We start from the raw sequence: 19108 nt of genomic DNA on the forward strand, positions 1-19108 counted from the left end.
AAAACAAAGAAGTTCGTTGTAAGCGGTAGAGGAAAAAGCGTTAACATCGTTTATATTTCTCTACCTTTGTTATTGATTTTTTGTTCGAGTGGAGTTCGCCGTGTCACTTTCTCTTTGGCAGCAGTGCCTTGCCCGACTGCAAGATGAATTACCTGCCACCGAATTCAGTATGTGGATTCGTCCGTTACAGGCGGAACTGAGTGACGATACACTCGCCCTTTACGCACCTAACCGATTTGTTCTGGATTGGGTTCGCGATAAATACCTAAATAATATTAATGCATTACTGAATGACTTCTGTGGTAGTGATGTGCCTCAGTTGCGTTTTGAAGTGGGCACTAAACCACTGGCTCAGATCGATCGTCCGGCAAAAGTGAATACTAACGGAAACGGGCAGACAGGTGCCGCTCGCCCTGCTGCAGTGCGCCCAAGCTGGGAAAGCACGTCGGCACAGCCGGAGCTTTCTTATCGTTCAGGTGTGAATCCTAAACATCAGTTTGATAATTTCGTTGAGGGTAAATCTAACCAACTGGCGCGGGCTGCTGCTCGTCAGGTTGCAGATAATCCGGGCGGCGCTTATAACCCACTATTTCTGTATGGTGGAACCGGGCTGGGTAAAACTCACCTGTTACACGCGGTAGGCAACGGTATTATTGAGCGCAAGCCGAATGCCAAAGTGGTCTATATGCACTCTGAGCGCTTTGTTCAGGATATGGTAAAAGCATTACAAAACAACGCGATTGAAGAGTTTAAACGTTACTATCGTTCTGTTGATGCATTACTGATTGATGATATTCAATTTTTTGCTAATAAAGAGCGTTCACAGGAAGAATTCTTTCATACCTTTAATGCGTTACTGGAAGGTAACCAACAAATTATTCTTACCTCTGACCGTTACCCGAAAGAGATTAATGGCGTAGAAGATCGTCTGAAATCTCGCTTCGGCTGGGGGTTGACGGTGGCTATTGAGCCTCCGGAGCTGGAAACTCGAGTCGCTATATTAATGAAGAAGGCGGATGAGAACGATATTCGACTGCCAGCAGAAGTCGCTTTCTTTATTGCTAAGCGTTTGCGTTCTAATGTCCGGGAACTGGAAGGGGCATTAAACCGAGTGATTGCCAATGCTAATTTCACCGGGCGCGCCATTACCATTGACTTTGTGCGTGAGGCCCTGCGGGATTTATTGGCGCTGCAAGAAAAGCTGGTTACTATAGATAATATCCAAAAAACAGTAGCGGAATATTACAAAATTAAGATCGCTGATTTGTTGTCTAAACGGCGTTCCCGTTCCGTTGCCCGCCCGCGCCAGATGGCGATGGCATTGGCTAAAGAGTTGACCAACCACAGCTTACCGGAAATCGGTGATGCGTTTGGCGGCCGGGACCACACCACCGTGCTGCACGCCTGTCGTAAAATAGAACAGTTACGAGAGGAAAGCCACGACATCAAAGAAGATTTCTCTAACTTAATCAGAACATTATCATCATAACGCTTATGAAATTTATCATTGACCGTGAACATTTAATTAAGCCGCTGCAGCAAGTCAGCAGCCCGCTGGGTGGCCGCCCAACGCTGCCTATTCTTGGTAACCTTCTGATTCAAGTTACAGACGGTTATCTGTTACTTACCGGTACCGATCTTGAAATGGAGATGGTAGCCCGCATTACCTTGACTCAGCCTCATGAGCCGGGTGCGATTACTGTTCCAGCACGTAAATTCCTTGATATTTGTCGTGGGTTGCCCGACGGTGCTGAAATCAGCATCACTCAGGAAAACGATCGCATTCTGGTGCGCTCAGGCCGTAGTCGTTTCTCCCTTTCTACTCTGCCAGCGTCAGATTATCCGAATCTGGATGACTGGAAGAGTGAAGTGGAATTTACCCTGCCTCAGGCAACGCTGAAGCGCCTGATTGAAGCCACCCAATTTTCTATGGCACATCAGGATGTACGTTACTACCTGAACGGCATGATGTTTGAAACCGAAGGTGAAGAGTTGCGTACTGTCGCTACTGACGGCCATCGTCTGGCTGTGTGTTCAATGTCAGTAGGTCAGAAGCTACCACCTCACGATGTGATTGTGCCGCGTAAAGGGGTACTGGAGTTAGTTCGCCTGCTGGATAACAACAATGGCGATCTGCGTCTGCAAATTGGCAGCAATAACATTCGTGCTCACGTTGGTGACTATATTTTCACCTCCAAGTTGGTTGATGGTCGCTTTCCTGACTATCGCCGCGTGCTGCCAAAGAATCCGGATAAAACACTGGAAGCTAACTGTGATGAGCTTAAGCAGGCATTTTCTCGTGCAGCGATCCTCTCTAACGAGAAGTTCCGTGGCGTGCGTCTGCACCTGAATCAGAATCAACTGAAAATCACAGCCAATAACCCGGAGCAGGAAGAAGCAGAAGAGATTCTGGACGTGGTGTATGGCGGTACCGATCTGGAAATCGGTTTTAACGTCAGCTATGTATTGGATGTGCTGAATGCGCTTAAGTGCGAAGACGTGCGTTTATTGCTAACCGACTCAGTATCCAGCGTACAAATAGAGGACTGTGCTAATACCAGCGCAGCCTATGTTGTTATGCCAATGCGTCTGTAAACGGAGCTACTGTACCACTGAATGGCTTTAACCCGTTTACTGATAAATGACTTCCGCAATATCGAATCGGCGGATCTCGCACCGTCCGCCGGCTTCAATTTTTTTGTCGGCCCTAACGGCAGCGGCAAGACCAGCGTACTGGAAGCAGTATATACGCTCGGTCATGGTCGCGCTTTTCGCAGCCTGCAAACCGGACGAGTTGTTCGTCATGAGCAGCAAGAATTCGTATTACATGGTAGAATAGCCGGTAATGAACGGGAGTTATCGGTTGGGTTACGTAAAAGCCGTCTTGGTGATACCAAAGTTCGCATTGATGGCAGTGATGACCATAAAGTCTCTGAGCTGGCCCAACTCTTACCCATTCAGTTAATTACGCCGGAAGGGTTCACTTTACTCAACGGCGGCCCTAAATATCGGCGAGCATTTTTAGACTGGGGCTGTTTTCATAGTGAACCACACTTTTTTCATGGCTGGAGCAATCTCAGACGATTGCTGAAACAGCGAAACGCAGCGCTGCGTCAAACCCATCGCTATTCACAAATTCGCCCGTGGGATCAGGAACTCATTCCACTGGCGATGCGTATTAGTGAATGGCGAGCAGCGTATGCCGAAGCTATCGCACAGGATATTACCGCAACCTGTGCTGAGTTTTTACCGGAGTTCAACCTGTCATTCTCCTTCCAGCGCGGTTGGGATAAAGAGAGTGACTATGGTGAGCTTCTTGAGCGGCAGTTTGAGCGTGACCGGGCTTTGACCTATACGTCAGCGGGCCCACATAAAGCAGATTTTCGTATTCGTGCAGATGGAACGCCGGTGGAAGATTTGTTGTCGCGCGGCCAGCTCAAATTATTGATGTGTGCACTGCGTTTAGCTCAGGGGGAGTTTTTAACTCGTCAGAGCGGACGTCGTTGCCTCTATCTTATCGATGATTTTGCTTCCGAGCTTGATGTCCATCGCCGCAAATTGCTGGCGGATCGTTTAAAAGCTACCGGCGCTCAGGTTTTTGTTAGCGCCGTCAGCGCTGAACAGATCGCTGATATGATGGACAAAAAGGGCAAGATGTTCTCTGTAGAACATGGCAAAATAGAGCATCAACCACAGGATTAATAGTGAGCGAGAAACGCTAATGTCGAATACATATGATTCCTCAAGTATCAAGGTTTTAAAAGGTCTGGATGCGGTACGTAAACGCCCGGGCATGTATATCGGTGATACCGACGATGGTACCGGTCTGCACCACATGGTATTTGAGGTTGTCGATAACGCAATCGACGAAGCGCTGGCTGGCTACTGTAAAGACATCGTTGTAACCATTCACAGTGATAACTCCGTTTCCGTACAGGATGATGGCCGTGGTATTCCTACCGGCATTCACGAAGAGGAAGGTGTTTCTGCTGCAGAGGTTATCATGACCGTACTGCACGCAGGCGGTAAGTTTGATGATAACTCCTATAAAGTTTCCGGTGGTTTGCACGGCGTGGGTGTTTCAGTAGTCAATGCGCTGTCGGACAAACTGGAACTGGTTATCGATCGTGATGGTAAAACCCATAAGCAAATCTACCGCAGCGGTGTGCCGGAAGCGCCTCTGAAAGTGGTGAGTGATGCTGACAGAAGTGGTACTCGTATTCGTTTCTGGCCAAGCCCGGACACCTTTACCACTAACCTTGAGTTTCAATACGATATTCTGGCTAAACGTCTGCGTGAACTGTCGTTCCTGAACTCCGGCGTATCCATCAAATTAAATGATGAGCGTGACGATAAGCATGACCACTTCCATTATGAAGGTGGTATTAAGGCGTTCGTAGAATATCTGAACCGTAATAAAACCCCGATTCATCCATCGGTATTCTATTTCACGCATCAGAATGAAAAAGACGGTATCAATGTAGAAGTTTCTCTGCAGTGGAACGATGGCTTCCAGGAGAATATCTACTGTTTTACTAATAACATTCCACAGCGTGACGGTGGTACTCACCTGGCCGGTTTCCGCGCTGCAATGACCCGTACCCTGAATAACTATATGGAAAAAGAGGGTTACAGCAAAAAAGCTAAAGTCAGCGCCACCGGCGATGATGCTCGTGAAGGTTTGATTGCAGTAGTTTCAGTTAAAGTGCCGGATCCTAAATTCTCTTCACAGACTAAAGATAAGCTGGTTTCTTCAGAGGTTAAATCTGCCGTTGAATCCATCATGGCGGAAAAACTGTCTGAATACCTGCTGGAAAATCCGAGCGATGCCAAAATCGTAGTGGGCAAAATCATCGATGCGGCTCGTGCTCGTGAAGCGGCACGTAAAGCGCGTGAAATGACTCGCCGTAAAGGGGCTTTAGACTTAGGTGGCCTGCCGGGTAAACTGGCGGACTGCCAGGAACGTGACCCTGCGCTGTCTGAACTCTACTTAGTGGAAGGGGACTCAGCGGGCGGCTCTGCTAAGCAGGGGCGTAACCGTAAGAATCAGGCGATTCTGCCGTTGAAAGGAAAAATCCTCAACGTGGAGAAAGCGCGCTTCGACAAGATGCTATCTTCTCAGGAAGTAGCGACCCTGATCACCGCATTAGGTTGTGGTATCGGCCGCGATGAATACAACCCGGACAAACTGCGTTATCACAGTATCATTATCATGACCGATGCTGACGTGGATGGTTCGCACATCCGTACTCTGTTGCTGACTTTCTTTTACCGTCAAATGCCGGAAGTTATTGAGCGTGGCTATATCTATATTGCTCAGCCACCGCTGTATAAAGTGAAAAAAGGTAAGCAAGAGCAGTACATCAAAGATGATGAAGCGATGGATCAGTACCAGATCACCACAGCGTTAGACGGTGCATCACTGTTTGTGAACCCACAGGCACCGGCGCTGGCGGGTGAACCTCTGGAGCGTTTAGTCGCAGAGTTTTATAGCGTGCAGAAGATGCTCAAACGTATGGAGCGTCGTACTCCTCTGGCTCTGCTTAATCAGTTAGTCTATCAGTCAACGCTGACTGAAGAGATTCTGTCTGATAAAACTAAAACTCAGGAGTGGGTTGAATCACTGGTTAATACGCTTAATGAAAAAGAGCAGCATGGCAGTACTTATATTGCTCTGGTTCAGGAAAACAGCGAGCGTGCTATTTTCGAGCCGCAGATTCGCGTTCGTACCCATGGTGTTGATACTGATTACAACCTGAATATTGATTTTGTATTGGGCAGTGAATATCGCAAGATGTGTCATCTGGGTGAGCAACTGCGTGGTCTGATTGAAGATGAAGCCTTTATTGAGCGCGGCGAACGTCGTCAGCCAGTAGCCACCTTCGAACAGGCTCTTGACTGGTTAGTTAAAGAATCACGCCGTGGATTATCTATTCAGCGCTATAAAGGTCTGGGAGAGATGAACCCGGAGCAGCTGTGGGAAACTACTATGGATCCGGAAGGACGTCGTATGTTGCAGGTAACTATTAAAGATGCGATTGCCGCCGATCAGCTATTCACTACGCTGATGGGGGATGAAGTTGAACCTCGTCGTGCCTTTATCGAACAAAATGCGCTGAAGGTTGCTAATCTGGACGTGTAGTAACCTGAAATGTCGGATCTAGTCTAAAGTGAGATGAAATCCAGCAAAGATGAGATGACGTCTAATTAGAAATGAGATAGAGGGAGCCAATTGGCTCCTTCTATTTTTTTGGCTTTAAGTTCAGCGGCGATTTTCTTTTCATTTCTGTAAAAATTTTTTGAGCAGCCTCATGAGAAACTGATGGTCGACTATCTTCAATACTTTTGATAACACTCTCTTCTAACCATTTTCTATACTTATTGGCAGACTCTTGGGTAATTTCGGGTTCCTGCATAGAAATATCTACAAATTTTTTATTACAGTTATTTTTCATATTAATTCCAATGCTAAAAATATATTTTTAATTAAAACAAAACCTAATCTAATATTTAATTTCGTATGCAATCTATTATACGAAAAATAAAGAATAGAATATTAAACTTGATGACTCCAATCCATGAAATTAATATTTTAGTCATGATTAAAAAATGATAATTTATTATATGCAATCAATTTTTATTCCATTTAGTATCACGAAAATATAAAAATGACACCATTTAGTCACTTTTTAGAACAGATTAGAAGAGATAGAAAGCTGAGCCAAAAACAGCTTGCATATGCGCTTGATATCAATCCCAGCTATGTAAGTGCATTAGAAACAGGCAAGAAGAGCCCACCCACAGAAGTGATTTTACAAAAACTGATATCGAGCCTATCACTTGATAAGCAAGAACAAGATACGTTACGGGATGTTGTTGAGTTATCACAAACAACAAGGAAAGTACCTAATCGTGTTACATGTGATGAGTTAGTGTTTATTCGTCAATTATGGCAACACCTGGGAACATTAAGCCCAGAACAATTAGCAATCATGAATAACACGTTAAAACTCAGTAAATATATTAATGATGGTAATAAATAAAATAGGAAAACTAATTATGTAAAAAACAAAACGGGACACAGTGATTAGCTGGCCCCGAAATGTGATAAATAATACTTTGATTCGCAGTTAAAGTATCACTCTTCATATTTCATCCGTCAAGCCAGCCATATCAATACCTACTCAGAATGTAATAAATATTACCTATTTTGGTAAGGGATTTTTATGACTTTAAAAAAGGTTGTCGGAGATAAAATCCTGACACAAAGGGCACACTCATGCCTAAATTTAGCCCCCAAAGAAATACATCATCGGGTTCGAGAGCCGATTACCCGCTCTCGAGGCAAAGTGAGGGGCCAGTTCCCATCTCATAAAATGGGCAGAATGATAGCGTGGGAATCACAGCTTGAACGTCGAGCTTGTTACCTGTTTGAGTTCTCATCGGCGATTCAGAAATACCATGAGCAACCTGCTAGATTTGATATTCCTTATGAAGGAAAGATACGACGCTATACACCAGATTTTGAACTTTTATTTTATTCAGGCGAGGTCTGGTATGTCGAAATAAAACCATTCACGATCCTTTTTCAGCCCGAAAACTCCAGGTTTTACTCCGCAGTATCAGGAACATTAAACAATGGCGACTATCCATTCATTGTTATTACCAATAATGAGCTGCTGAATCCAGTTAAAGAACGCAATCTAACGCTGCTTCGTACCTACCAACGCGTAAACCTAACACCACAACTAATTCTCAGAGCCCAACAAGGGCGCTTTATCACATTAGAACAACTTATAGAGGATATAGATTCCCTAGCTCATGCGTATGGACTCATTGCTCAGGGTTATCTCTATATCGATTTAGAACAGCCAATTACCAACAATTCACTTATTCATAAGGATAACCACAATGAAGACATCTTATTTACATACCGGACTGCGCCTGACTTTAGATAATGAGCAATACCGTATTATCCGAATAATCGAAAATGGGATAGTCACTTTAGAACGAAGTAATGATCTGGCATTAATACAACGAACAAAAACTGAGCTTTTAAGCCTTTTAACTACAGGAAAATTATCCTTTATTGATGGAAGCTCTCACCCCAACAATAAACAGAAAGAAACAATCTCAGGGGGATTACTTAGGTTCTCGGAGAAAGAACAATCATTAATTCTTAAACGATACCACTATATCCAGCATGTGATCAGCCAACTTGGAGATAAACCAACCAGAAAAAACCTGAAAGAAGCTATTAGTCAATTACCGGAAGCCGTTCACCAGGGTAAGCCGCCTTCTGATATGACGCTCTACCGATGGTGGAAAAGATGGGTTGATTCAGGAAATGATATAAATTCACTGGCACTACGCAATCATTCTCCCGACAGAATAAAAATATCAAAATTTGGTCCATCATTTGAAAAATTATATCTTCAAGTTATTGATAATATTTATCTCACTCGTGAAGGTAACAGCATTCAAAATACCTATGATGAGCTATGTAGCCAAATAACACGCTTCAATCAAATTAACCTTGAACAGATAAACATTCCTTGTCGGGCAACGTTTTATGCAATGTTACGTCAGTTTGATCAATATGAAGTTATGTCAGCTAGAGAAGGAAAGAGAGCGGCGGAAAATCACTTTCGAGCGGTTGGTAACGGTGTTATCACAAAATTCATATTAGAAAGAGCTGAAATAGACCATACAATCCTAGACATTATGGTCATTAATGAAAAGACCGGACTTGCTGAAGGGCGCCCTACACTAACATTTATACTGGATGTTCAGTCGCGAATGCCACTAGGTGTTTATATCGGTTTTGAGCCCCCGTCAGAACTCTCGGTTATGAGAGCCCTTCGTAGTGCTATATTGCCAAAAGACTTTATTAAACAGGATTATCCCGACATCGAAAATGGCTGGCCAGCTTATGGAATACCGTCAACATTGGTTTGTGATAACGGTCTTGAGTTTCACTCCAAGCAGCTACGTCGTATGTGCGCTGAATTAAATATTGAACTGATATTCTGTCCCAAACAACAACCCCACTATAAAGGACATGTTGAGCGCTTTTTTGGTACTTTAAACAGACAAGTCTGTCATCGTCTCTCGGGAACGACCTTCTCTAACATACGTGCCAGAGGCGATTATGAATCAGAAAAATTAGCCAGCATTACGCTGACGGAATTACAAGGAATTATCTATCACTGGCTTATTGATATTTATTGTCAGTCACCACACAAAGGGTTAGAAAGTATCCCCGCCATAGAATGGCAAAATGGTTTAAAGCAAATCGAACCGTTACTCCCTGAAAGTAAAAAAATCTTGATATCATTCTGACGCGAGAATACGAGCGAACATTAAGCCATGAAGGCATTCAGTTCAAAAATCTCTTCTATAACTCCCCAGAAATCAGGTTATTAAGAATACGGCAAGGTAATCGGACAACGGCAAGTATTAGGGTTGATTTAGAAGATTTAAGTCATATTTGGCTATACAACCAACATAGCCATGCTTACGTTAAAATCCCCTGCGTACAGTCTGAATATGCCGCTAATCTATCATTACGCCAACATGAGAAAATTATCGCCTTGCTTAAGGAAAAGAAAAAACTCTTAATAAATACACATTCCCTTCTCGAAGCCAAAAGTAAATTGCAGGTATTAATATCGAAAGCTAACCACAATAAATCACTACGTAAAAGGACTAAAGCCGCCAGAATTAGCGATATCAAAAACACTCCCAAAGGACCATTATTACCGCCAATCCTGACTGATATATCCTTTGATGAATTAGATGAAATTCCTGTTTTTAAAGTGAGCAACAAAGATGAAAAGTAGAGACCTAATCTTTGCCACTACAGCTCGCCTGAAAGACTTAATTATTCATCATCCTCAGTTTGATATAGCCTATCAACGCATTATTGATGCCTATGAAATGAAGAGGCTGGCTGATGTTGCACAAAACCTGATTTGTGTCAGTGAGTCAGGAACGGGTAAATCAACCCTTAATGCTGCGTTAGCGCGTAATTTTCCGGCTTATGATGCCGATGAGAGGAGGATTATTCCTGTTCTTGTCGTCAGTACACCGCCCTTTCCGACGATAAAAAATATGGCCGAAGAAGTATTGGTCAAATTAGGTGACCCTTTGTTCTACAAGGGGTCTGCCGTTGAGAAAACCAATCGAATACTCACCTATCTTATAAAATGTGATGTTAAATTAGTCATTTTTGATGAGCTTCAGCACTTTATCGACCAGGGAAAGCACTCTTCTCCTCTTCAGGTTTCAGACTGGTTAAAGACCATTATTGATAAAGCCAACATTGCTACTGTCTTAATGGGGCTGGAACGAAGTGAACAAATTCTGCAAATTAATGAGCAGCTACGCCGTCGTTTTAGTCACCGGATAGATTTAAAAGCCTTTTCCCTTGCTTCAAAAGAGGAATATACAAGTTTTTTAAGCGTGTTGTGTACATTACAAGATGCCTTAAGGCTACCGGTTTTAATGAATTTAAAAAATGAAACAGTAATTCAACGGTTTCACTTCGCCACTAATGGCATTATCGACTACATGGTCAAGTTGTTTATTGGTGCCTACGAAATAGCTATCAATAACCAACTTAGCTCACTCAACATGGAATGTCTGGAAGAAGCATTTACCCAATATATTTGGAACAATGCTATTGGTGACTTAAATCCATTTAATAATAAATTCAGATGGATAAGGTTAGACAAAGAAGGTATGCCATTTCATCGGTTCTATTTCGTCAGGAGCTCATTGAATGCCCATTCAAGATAACGAACGGATGAAGCTCTGCAAACCGCTGATATACCCTAAAGCCTATTCTGATGAATCACCACTGGGTTATCTCAACAGATTAGCCTACCTCAACCATTATGCGTCAGTAAATTGGCTGATAAGAAACAATAAACAATCAATTTATCCTCGAAAAATAACCCATATGTTGGCTTATGATCTGGTTACCGAACAACCCTGGAGTAGCTTTTCATTGCTAGATAATTGGACTAAAACGATTAGCGTATTACCTCAACAATACTTGTTAGTGAAACACGCCCGAGTTTGCCCGCAATGCTTAGGCGAAAATAAGTATTATCGTAGGTGGTGGGGTTTAAAGATTACCGCGATTTGCTTAAAGCATAAGGTATGGCTGCAGGATATATGCCCTCAGTGCAACACCCCACTTAATACATTATTCGCGTTATCTGGTACTTGTAATTGCGGGGCTGCGATTAAGTTTTTACCAGCAGAGCCAGTATCAAAACCTGCTTATAATGTTCAGCTATTTATACAAGGATTGTGGCCATCATGTAGCGAGAAACAGTTAAATCCATTATCTATCTATGCTCTACAAGAGCGCCTTAGCGTCTTAAAGTTCCTAACCCAAAAACAACGTATTCTTTTGAATAATAATAAAAAATCCATACAGCTAATAGATATGGCTGATTTAAAACCATTTGTAGAATCAATAGGTAAAACATTTTTCTCAGGGAAAAAGGGGTTCATTCATTTTTTAGAGCAGATACATAAACCAGATAACTCAACTGGGGATTTGATGTTGTTCTATCGTGAGTTCCATAGACACATTAGAAGCCCCCTTTTTTCAGAATATCGACGTCTTTTAGAAGATTACATTAAAGAAAACTGGAAGAGACCAATCACTGGAAAAAATACGCTGTTCTCTCAAGCGGTCATACTTGAGCATCGTTGGATCCCTTTTACTCAAGCAAGCAAAGAGTATGCTCTATCAGAATCAATACTAAAAAAGGCAGTTAGCCAGGGCCTGATTAAAGCAGAAAGAAAATTTGTAGGGCAGCGAACATTCACGCTCCTGTACAGAACTGACATTGAAAATAACTTACTAATACTGAAGGATATCATAAGCTTTCTTGATGTAACCAAACTGCTTGGAGTAACAAAATCTCAGCTTAAGCAACTCGTGGACGGACAACAATTTAACTATGTGATAAGCCCTGAGCAGGTATATCAAAATAGCTCTTATCATGCAGAACAGAAGTCCGGCAGCTCGTGGCAGTTTTTACGCGCTGAAGTTAATAATTATCTATCCAATATTTTAAACAAACAGGCTAAAAGTAAGAACGAATGCATTCCTATTCCGAACCTTTTAAAAATGGTAAATAATCGAATTGAAACGCCCCTTTTAGCCGTTATAAATGCCATTATTAACGATGAGCTTACTGTAGTCCTTCCAAATGGTAGTGAGCCTAAAATCCGCTCTTTAAGGATTCCTATCAGTGAATTTATGAGTTGGTTAAACAGAAAGATACCGACAGTTAATTACATGACAATACCGGAGGCAGCGAAGAACTTAAAAATCAATCAAGAGTTTGCCTACCAGTTGGTTAATTATGGTTTTCTATCTCACACTACTTTGGAAAGTTCAGCGACACGGTGGATAACCGCGGAGGATTTAGAGGCATTTAATGAAAGGTATCTGTTGCTTTCAAGGCTTTCAGAACGATTGGGGATTAACTCAAGGACATTGGCTCGACAGTTAGCGGAGAAAGGGCTTTTTTCTGTCGACTATCGAACAGAATTTAAATTACGTCAGAAGTTATATGAGATTTCTATACTGAACCTGAATATTGAATGATTACGTATTACCTTTGATTTTACTGTGTTTTTATTAATATACCTTTTTGATTAAGTACATAGAGAATTGAGGTTATTATCGAAGTAAAACAATATTATTTACCAACTATCCAGGTCATCGTCTAAGCCAGTAAGGTGTTCACACCAGTAGAAGGTTTCGACTGTTAATTTTACCAGCTTACATTGCAGGATTGCTAAGTTTAATATTGCTGTAGTAAAAAACTCAACTGTGATCAATGTCCTAAATTAGTTTTCCTTATTAAATGAATACTAATGAATATGATAACGTTTGAAAGCTAAACAATATATGTTAATAACTACATGTAATATGAGGTATCTATGTCAGGCTCTGGTGGGGGTAGTTATGGCGGCCAGTTCGGCCAAGCTGATTTTGAAGTTACCTGTGAAAAACTTACGATTGATACTCAATTGAGCTCACCGGACCCACAGGTCGTGACTCAGTTAACAGTCGGCGACATCCTGAATATTGCTCAAATCAATTCTCAGGGTTCTTTGCTTACAGTCGCGATATATAACGGTAAACAAGCCGGTGGTATTGCGTCACCCTATATTCAGCGCCTGCGTGACTGCATTATCCACGGGACAACCTACGTTGCTAGGGTGACAGCCATCAATGGTGGCCAGGTCAGGGTCAGCGTGTATGCGGTATGAGTAACAATCAAATGTTAACTGAGAATACCATTACGATTGCAGGGGGGACTTATCATGAGATCTGCCTCCATCCGGGAAATCACCAGGTTTATGGTTCTGCCGGAAGAGCTGCATCAGCATTAGCAACGCTTAGTGTAAGCGTCGATCTTCATACCTATGCTGATGATGTTGTCAGTTCAGTACTTCGGGATCGCGCTCATTTTGAAAACCTCACATTAAATACTCATCTGGTACAGGAATCAGTCATGTTTCACTACGAACATGGCCTGGTAGAACCTCGCATATTCAACTATCCAGATACACCTTACCCATCAATGACAGTAACAGCGCCCTTTGCTCTGCGTTATGGAATGCTTGAAGGCTCTGCTATCGTCGATGCTGATTATGCAGTATATGATCCCCAGAATGTGGTCAATCCAGAGCCATTCACAGCTAATGGATCCAAAGCGAAGCATCTAGCGCTGATACTGAATCGCTATGAAGCAAAAGCGCTTAGCGGTCAGAACGAGTTATCCGACCAACAGCAGGCGGAATTTCTTTATAATAACGGTCATGCTGAAGTTATTATCATTAAACAGGGGCCAGCCGGAGCACTCATTTGCGATAACGGTAATATCTCATATGTTCCTGCATATGAGACAAGCTTTGTGCACAAGATTGGCTCAGGTGATGCGTTCGTTGCTTATTTTGCCTATGAATGGATGCTTAATAAAAAAACAGCTCATGACGCAGCAAACCAAGCCTCGCTTGCCACCGCTTGCTATTGCGAAAGTGGGCTTTTTCCATCATCCGAAGGGCTGGCAGCTTTCCATCCCAACCCCATAAGGCTCTCACAAAAATTCATCGATGGTGGCAATAGAAAGGTTTATCTGGCTGGCCCTTTTTTTACACTTGCACAGCTGTGGCTTGTTGAGCAGGTACAACGTAACTTGAGTGATCTGGGACTGGACGTTTTTTCTCCCTATCACAGGATTGGCCACGGAACCGCAGAAGAAGTGGTTAAAAAAGATCTTGACGCGATACGGCAGGCTGACATTGTTTTTGCGATAGGTGATGCACTGGATTCTGGCACAATCTATGAGGTCGGTTACGCTCGAGCAAGGGACATTCCAGTGGTATTTTATGCAGAGAACGAATCGGAAGAAGACCTAAAAATGATGGAGGGATCGGGATGTATTCTCTGTACTGATTACGTCACCGCAATCTATAAAACACTCTGGGTGGCAGCTCAAAAATGAAAACCGCACTTTTGCTTTCTGGTGGAATGGACTCTATTGCCATCGCATGGTGGAAACGTCCAGATATCGCTCTGACTCTCGACTATGGTCAGCATGCTGCTGAGGCTGAAATCAAAGCGGCTTCTGTCACCTGCCAGACACTCGGGATTGAGCATCACGTAATCCGTATTGATTGTCGTTCTCTGGGGTCAGGGGATATGGCTGGTACCGAAGCGGATCCGAATGCGCCATCCAGTGACTGGTGGCCGTACCGTAACCAGATGCTTATCTCACTGGCGGCCATGAAGGCTATCACTCTTGGCGTTACCCATCTGTGGATAGGCACAGTAAAATCGGATGAAACTCATCTTGATGGCACTTCGGGCTTTGTCAGCAGAATAAGTGATCTTATGGCGTTCCAGGAAAGCGGTATGGTTGTAGAAGCTCCGGCAATTGAGTTATCAACATCTGAGCTTATCAGGATTTCAGATGTCACGCCGGGCGGGCTAGCTTGGGCACACAATTGCCATAAGGCAAACATCCCGTGCGGCAGCTGTCGGGGATGCAATAAGTATTTTCAAGTTCTGGATGATATTGGATATGATCTGGACCGATCTCGGTAGTCCCGTGCCTCGGGAACAGTCGCTCAGTTATCAGCCCGTCAGTTGGCCTGTTGGAGAACCATTTTTTCTGACATCACCTCCTGAAATTGTAGCACTGCCCGTACTAAGTGATGTGATCGAAGGCCGCAGAACCCGGCGTAGTTTCGGCCATGTCAGTCTGGCCCAATTATCTCAATGGCTCTGGCTGACCGGCAGGGTCATGGCTGTAGGGCATTCAAATTACGGGTTTCCGCTTACACAACGCCCCGTGCCTTCTGCCGGAGCCATACATCCCATTCATATCGTTCTTTCCAGGTCTGATCAGGATGGCTGGCAACTTTACCTGCCTGATATGCACGCGTTGACGCCGCTGCTTATTCCGGAACAGACTCGGTCTGAAGTTCGTGACGAGTTATTACCGGTTATTGATATTCAGAACGGTATTGTTGTCAGGTTTATCGCCGAGCAGGGAAAAACGTCGGCGAAATATGTGAATGCAGATAGCCTAATCTGGCGGGATGTCGGTGCCCTAGTTGGTCAGATGGCGCTTGTTGCTGAAGCGCTAGCCTGTAATTTCTGCCCGATGGGCATTACTGGTCATGACTGGTGTGCCAGATTAAAATTGGAAGGTCGTCTGGTGGGTACGGGGCTGGCGGTCTTTGGCTCGCGATGAGCGGGGGCGTAGTTTAGCAAGAGGCTGATGACGCAGGTTTTCGATCAGGCTGAATACGGTACTGGAAGAGGCCTGCATTTCGTACCAGATCAGTGCATCCAATTCTGACGCTTTAACGCCCATTGCTTCACTGAACTCAAGGAAGAGCTGCTCCAGCTTAAGGTAATCACGCTCAACCGTCAGATTACTTGGGAAAAATCCGGCCAGCAGTCCAGCCCGCAGAATATGAATATCCAGAATGGCTACATCATCGGCACTGAGCCAGTTGCGTGCCACCCATGAAGCCGTTTTATGTCCGATGCCAGGTATTGAGATCAGCCAATCTCGAAGAACGCGCCCTGAATCCGTTGGAGGTACTTCCACGTTGAGTTTGTTCAGCGCTGCCGAGAGATAGCGGGATTTCTGTCTGGCAAAGCGGTAATGCACTGATTTACTGCCGGTTTTAATTGGTTGTGAAAGCCATTCATAAATAAGTTCTTCTGGTGGAGGCTCAGCGTTGAACACACCATAATCTTTTAGCTTATTGAATGCGGCAAGACCTACTGCAGCCGGAATACCATGTCCGCCCAGCAGACATGCACCCACTTCTTCTTTGAGCGTTCGTCCGAGCTTGTAATTAACAGCATTAACCTTCAGGCGGCGGGCCAGCACCTGATAGGCCCAGTAGGCCGGGGATGGGAATGCCTCAATTCTACCCCACGAAACGCCCGGGAGAATATCCTGTTCTGGAGCTGGAAAATCCAAATTGATAACTGCAGGTCCAATGAAGACCGCTCCCCGCTGTGTCATACTACCTCCAGACCATATTTGGCATTCAGCCAGTGGATAAGTTCGTTACGCTCTGTAAGTTCCATTCGTTCGATGCGCTCATAAAGTCGGGTGCGGCGACGGATCAGCGTCTGCCTTTCTCGGTAGTTGCTACCCATGTAGCGGGCATCATGCAACCTATCAGGTATATCAAAATTCATCCAGACACATTCTTCGCGAACACCCGTATGCGTCTTGGCGTTGAACCGCTCACAACGCCAGCTGTTGAGTATTTCGTTATAAATTGAATTTTCATAACCGGATACCATTACCATGCAGGGCAGCGTGACGAGCAGTTGCAGCAACTGGCGATGGTTGTCATCTGTATATTCATGACGATAAATCTTGCTGCGTTTACGTGTGCTCTGAACATAGGGCGGATCGGCGTAAATCAGCTCATTGCCTTGGTAAGGGAATGAGCTGAGATAGGCCACGGCGTCATCTTGGATAAGTTCGCAGGAAACCTCATTGTTGCCATGCCAGAGGTTAATAACCTGCTGATCAAGATCAATACCAATATTACGGTTTGCGGGCAGCTTGTTGCGCATTACAGCCCCCCCGCCAAGGTGGGTTTCAATATATGTTTCGTGCACTGGCATCAGGTTGATGAGTCGCTGATAGCACTTGCCTTTACCACCGGGATATCTCATATACTCATCATCGTCATTTTTGACGATGATGTCAATTCCAATCAATACCGAATATGTCAGAACTTATTTCAAATCACATAAACAATCAGCGAGTAGTTTACGTTTAATAAACACAATTACAATATTTCTGCTTTACTAACATGGTAATGAGATGATTTTATATAATAAAAATGTTTGCCTTGTTATGGGAATAGATGCGATAGATAATGGATACGAACTTTCATGAAACATGTGAAAACGCATAAAAGCATTGTGTAGATGTTTATCGAAGGGATACCCGGTGAGGTTATGTTGTTCAAGCATCCGTCCACGAAAGATATGAAACATGCGGGCTTTCCAGTAATCCGGAATATCTTTAAAAAAGTTGACGTGAAAGCCAGCATGTAACCATGCATCCATCGTTTACCGAACGCCGGTGTCATTCTTATTCCACGTTTGAAATTAAGCAGGCAGGCCATACTCTGCAAATAGGGGATGCTATGACACACTTCACCAAAAGGATCTGGTCTGAACGTCTGGGTAACAATAACAGGCGGCCTAATGAAATAAGATCTGAATATGATCGTGACCTTTCCCGGCTGATCCATTCCTCTGCCTTCAGGCGTTTGCAGTCAAAGACGCAGGTGCTGGGTCTGGGGGAGAGCGACTTCTATCGGACACGATTGACCCATTCGATGGAGGTCGCGCAGATTGGTGCAGGGATCTTGTCGCAGTTAAATAAACGCTATGAAAGCGGTAAAACGGTTGAGTCTGAATTTCTGCCCGAACAGAGCCTGATACAGGCTATCTGTCTTGCACACGATATCGGCCATCCACCCTTCGGACATGGTGGAGAGGTTGCGCTAAACTACTGTATGAGGGCACATGGTGGATTTGAAGGTAACGGGCAGACGTTGCGAATTCTTACCCGACTTGATAAATATACTGAGTCCAATGGACTGGATCCCACTCGACGACTTATCTTAGGCGTGCTGAAATACCCAGTGAGCTACTCTGAGGCTGTTAACGAAAATATTTACGGTCAGTCACAAGCAGACAGCCGTGAATGGCTGTTCAAGTCATCCCAATATAAGCCTCCCAAATGCTATTTCGATTCCGAAACGGACATTGTCGGTTTTGCTCTCAGCCCCTTTGATGGCAAAGACACGGCGCTATTGAAATCCTTTAGTGAAACCAAGGGGCCGGGCAAGCACAAAAAAACGGAATACAAGGCGTTGGATACAACGATCATGGATTTAGCAGATGAGGTTTCTTATTCACTCCATGACCTTGAAGATGCGATATCACTGAGAATGATCGACAGAAACATGTGGATGGAGCATTTTAGTGACAAGGCTCATCTATTTGAAGACTGCCATTGCAGTTCGTTTGATCTGACAGTTGATGTCGTGGCTGATAAACTGTTCGGCAAGAGCTACCTTCGCAAGGAGTGTATTGGAACACTAGTCCATCTGATGATCACTAGCGTCACGCTCCAGGTGCAGCATCAAAATTTTAAATGTGGGGTGCTTCGCTACAAAGTGGCTTTACCTAAAGAAGTGAATGCCCTACGCAAGGCAATCTTTAAACTGGTCGAAGATAAAGTTATCCGGCATGAAAACGTTCAGCTATTGGAGTTTAAAGGGCAGAAGCTGATTGTGGAACTGTTTAATGTGCTAGCAAATGATCCTGAGCGTTTTCTTCCGTCACAGACCCGCAGCACCTATATAAAAGAAGCTGAAAAAGGCGATGACCAAAAAATGAGGGTCATCAGCGATTATGTTTCAGGTATGACGGATGATTATGCTACTCGCCTGTATGAAAAGATCTTTGTTCCGCGCAAAGGCTCTATTTTTGACAGGCTCTGATTTTTAT

At 44.0% G+C, this 19108-nt stretch carries 18 protein-coding genes and 1 pseudogene; 16 read left to right on the top strand and 3 right to left on the bottom strand.

The window, feature by feature from the left end:
• Window positions 1–100: 100 nt before the first annotated feature.
• The 4 genes from dnaA to gyrB are packed head-to-tail and all read left to right on the top strand — an operon-like array spanning window position 101 to window position 6142.
• Complete coding sequence (dnaA, locus tag GOL65_RS00005; protein WP_140920589.1) at window positions 101–1489, top strand: chromosomal replication initiator protein DnaA; 1389 nt, start codon at window positions 101–103, stop codon at window positions 1487–1489.
• A 5-nt stretch (window positions 1490–1494) separates the two neighbouring features.
• Window positions 1495–2595: a DNA polymerase III subunit beta gene (gene dnaN, locus GOL65_RS00010; RefSeq protein WP_140920588.1), complete on the top strand. Its 1101-nt coding sequence runs from the start codon at window positions 1495–1497 to the stop codon at window positions 2593–2595.
• A gap of 21 nt (window positions 2596–2616) precedes the next feature.
• On the top strand, window positions 2617–3702 hold the full coding sequence (gene recF / locus GOL65_RS00015) for a DNA replication/repair protein RecF (RefSeq protein ID WP_140920587.1): 1086 nt from the start codon (window positions 2617–2619) through the stop codon (window positions 3700–3702).
• Between the two features lie 19 nt (window positions 3703–3721).
• Entirely contained in the window at window positions 3722–6142 is a 2421-nt protein-coding gene (gene gyrB, locus GOL65_RS00020) for a DNA topoisomerase (ATP-hydrolyzing) subunit B (protein WP_140920586.1), read from the top strand.
• Between the two features lie 100 nt (window positions 6143–6242).
• Here gyrB and GOL65_RS00025 read toward each other — a convergent pair whose 3' ends face one another.
• The gene (locus tag GOL65_RS00025; protein ID WP_140920585.1) at window positions 6243–6455 is read right to left on the bottom strand and encodes a hypothetical protein; all 213 of its coding nucleotides are present in this window, start codon (window positions 6453–6455) and stop codon (window positions 6243–6245) included.
• 213 nt (window positions 6456–6668) lie between these two features.
• On the opposite strand from GOL65_RS00025, the gene GOL65_RS00030 reads away from it, so the two are divergent.
• From GOL65_RS00030 to GOL65_RS00075, 11 genes and pseudogenes are all read left to right on the top strand, one after another.
• Window positions 6669–7043, top strand: a complete 375-nt coding sequence (locus tag GOL65_RS00030) for a helix-turn-helix domain-containing protein (RefSeq protein ID WP_140920584.1) — start codon at window positions 6669–6671, stop codon at window positions 7041–7043.
• Window positions 7044–7226: 183 nt separating this feature from the next.
• Entirely contained in the window at window positions 7227–7958 is a 732-nt protein-coding gene (locus GOL65_RS00035) for a hypothetical protein (protein WP_140920583.1), read from the top strand.
• The gene (locus tag GOL65_RS00040; protein ID WP_140920582.1) at window positions 7912–9342 is read left to right on the top strand and encodes a DDE-type integrase/transposase/recombinase; all 1431 of its coding nucleotides are present in this window, start codon (window positions 7912–7914) and stop codon (window positions 9340–9342) included. Before GOL65_RS00035 ends, GOL65_RS00040 begins: the two co-directional genes overlap by 47 nt.
• 35 nt (window positions 9343–9377) lie before the next feature.
• A pseudogene (locus GOL65_RS22515) lies at window positions 9378–9452 on the top strand (hypothetical protein); the annotation flags it as partial.
• 141 nt (window positions 9453–9593) lie between these two features.
• Complete coding sequence (locus GOL65_RS22100; protein ID WP_228723019.1) at window positions 9594–9842, top strand: hypothetical protein; 249 nt, start codon at window positions 9594–9596, stop codon at window positions 9840–9842.
• Window positions 9832–10800 carry a TniB family NTP-binding protein gene (locus GOL65_RS00050; protein WP_140920581.1) on the top strand — a complete coding sequence of 323 codons (969 nt, stop codon included), beginning with the start codon at window positions 9832–9834 and terminating at the stop codon, window positions 10798–10800. The genes GOL65_RS22100 and GOL65_RS00050 overlap by 11 nt, the downstream gene beginning before the upstream one ends.
• On the top strand, window positions 10784–12634 hold the full coding sequence (locus GOL65_RS00055; protein WP_140920580.1) for a TniQ family protein: 1851 nt from the start codon (window positions 10784–10786) through the stop codon (window positions 12632–12634). Before GOL65_RS00050 ends, GOL65_RS00055 begins: the two co-directional genes overlap by 17 nt.
• Window positions 12635–12972: 338 nt before the next feature.
• Complete coding sequence (locus GOL65_RS00060; protein WP_140920579.1) at window positions 12973–13305, top strand: hypothetical protein; 333 nt, start codon at window positions 12973–12975, stop codon at window positions 13303–13305.
• On the top strand, window positions 13302–14543 hold the full coding sequence (locus GOL65_RS00065; RefSeq protein ID WP_140920578.1) for a PfkB family carbohydrate kinase: 1242 nt from the start codon (window positions 13302–13304) through the stop codon (window positions 14541–14543). The genes GOL65_RS00060 and GOL65_RS00065 overlap by 4 nt, the downstream gene beginning before the upstream one ends.
• Window positions 14540–15145 (top strand): 7-cyano-7-deazaguanine synthase, encoded by a 606-nt coding sequence (locus GOL65_RS00070; RefSeq protein ID WP_140920577.1) that lies wholly within the window; start codon window positions 14540–14542, stop codon window positions 15143–15145. The genes GOL65_RS00065 and GOL65_RS00070 overlap by 4 nt, the downstream gene beginning before the upstream one ends.
• Window positions 15123–15797, top strand: coding sequence for a nitroreductase family protein (locus tag GOL65_RS00075; RefSeq protein WP_228350895.1), 675 nt, complete (start codon window positions 15123–15125; stop codon window positions 15795–15797). The genes GOL65_RS00070 and GOL65_RS00075 overlap by 23 nt, the downstream gene beginning before the upstream one ends.
• Here GOL65_RS00075 and GOL65_RS00080 read toward each other — a convergent pair.
• Complete coding sequence (locus GOL65_RS00080; protein WP_140920576.1) at window positions 15741–16586, bottom strand: 8-oxoguanine DNA glycosylase; 846 nt, start codon at window positions 16584–16586, stop codon at window positions 15741–15743. The two genes, GOL65_RS00075 and GOL65_RS00080, sit on opposite strands and share 57 nt — an antisense overlap.
• Window positions 16583–17299 (bottom strand): DNA adenine methylase, encoded by a 717-nt coding sequence (locus tag GOL65_RS00085; protein ID WP_228723020.1) that lies wholly within the window; start codon window positions 17297–17299, stop codon window positions 16583–16585. The genes GOL65_RS00080 and GOL65_RS00085 overlap by 4 nt, the downstream gene beginning before the upstream one ends.
• A 434-nt stretch (window positions 17300–17733) precedes the next feature.
• Between GOL65_RS00085 and GOL65_RS00090 the strand changes: the two genes are divergently transcribed.
• Window positions 17734–19101, top strand: coding sequence for an anti-phage deoxyguanosine triphosphatase (locus tag GOL65_RS00090; RefSeq protein WP_140920574.1), 1368 nt, complete (start codon window positions 17734–17736; stop codon window positions 19099–19101).
• Window positions 19102–19108: the final 7 nt, after the last annotated feature.

Source organism: Limnobaculum xujianqingii, from assembly GCF_013394855.1.
Taxonomy (GTDB): Bacteria; Pseudomonadota; Gammaproteobacteria; order Enterobacterales; family Enterobacteriaceae; genus Limnobaculum; species Limnobaculum xujianqingii.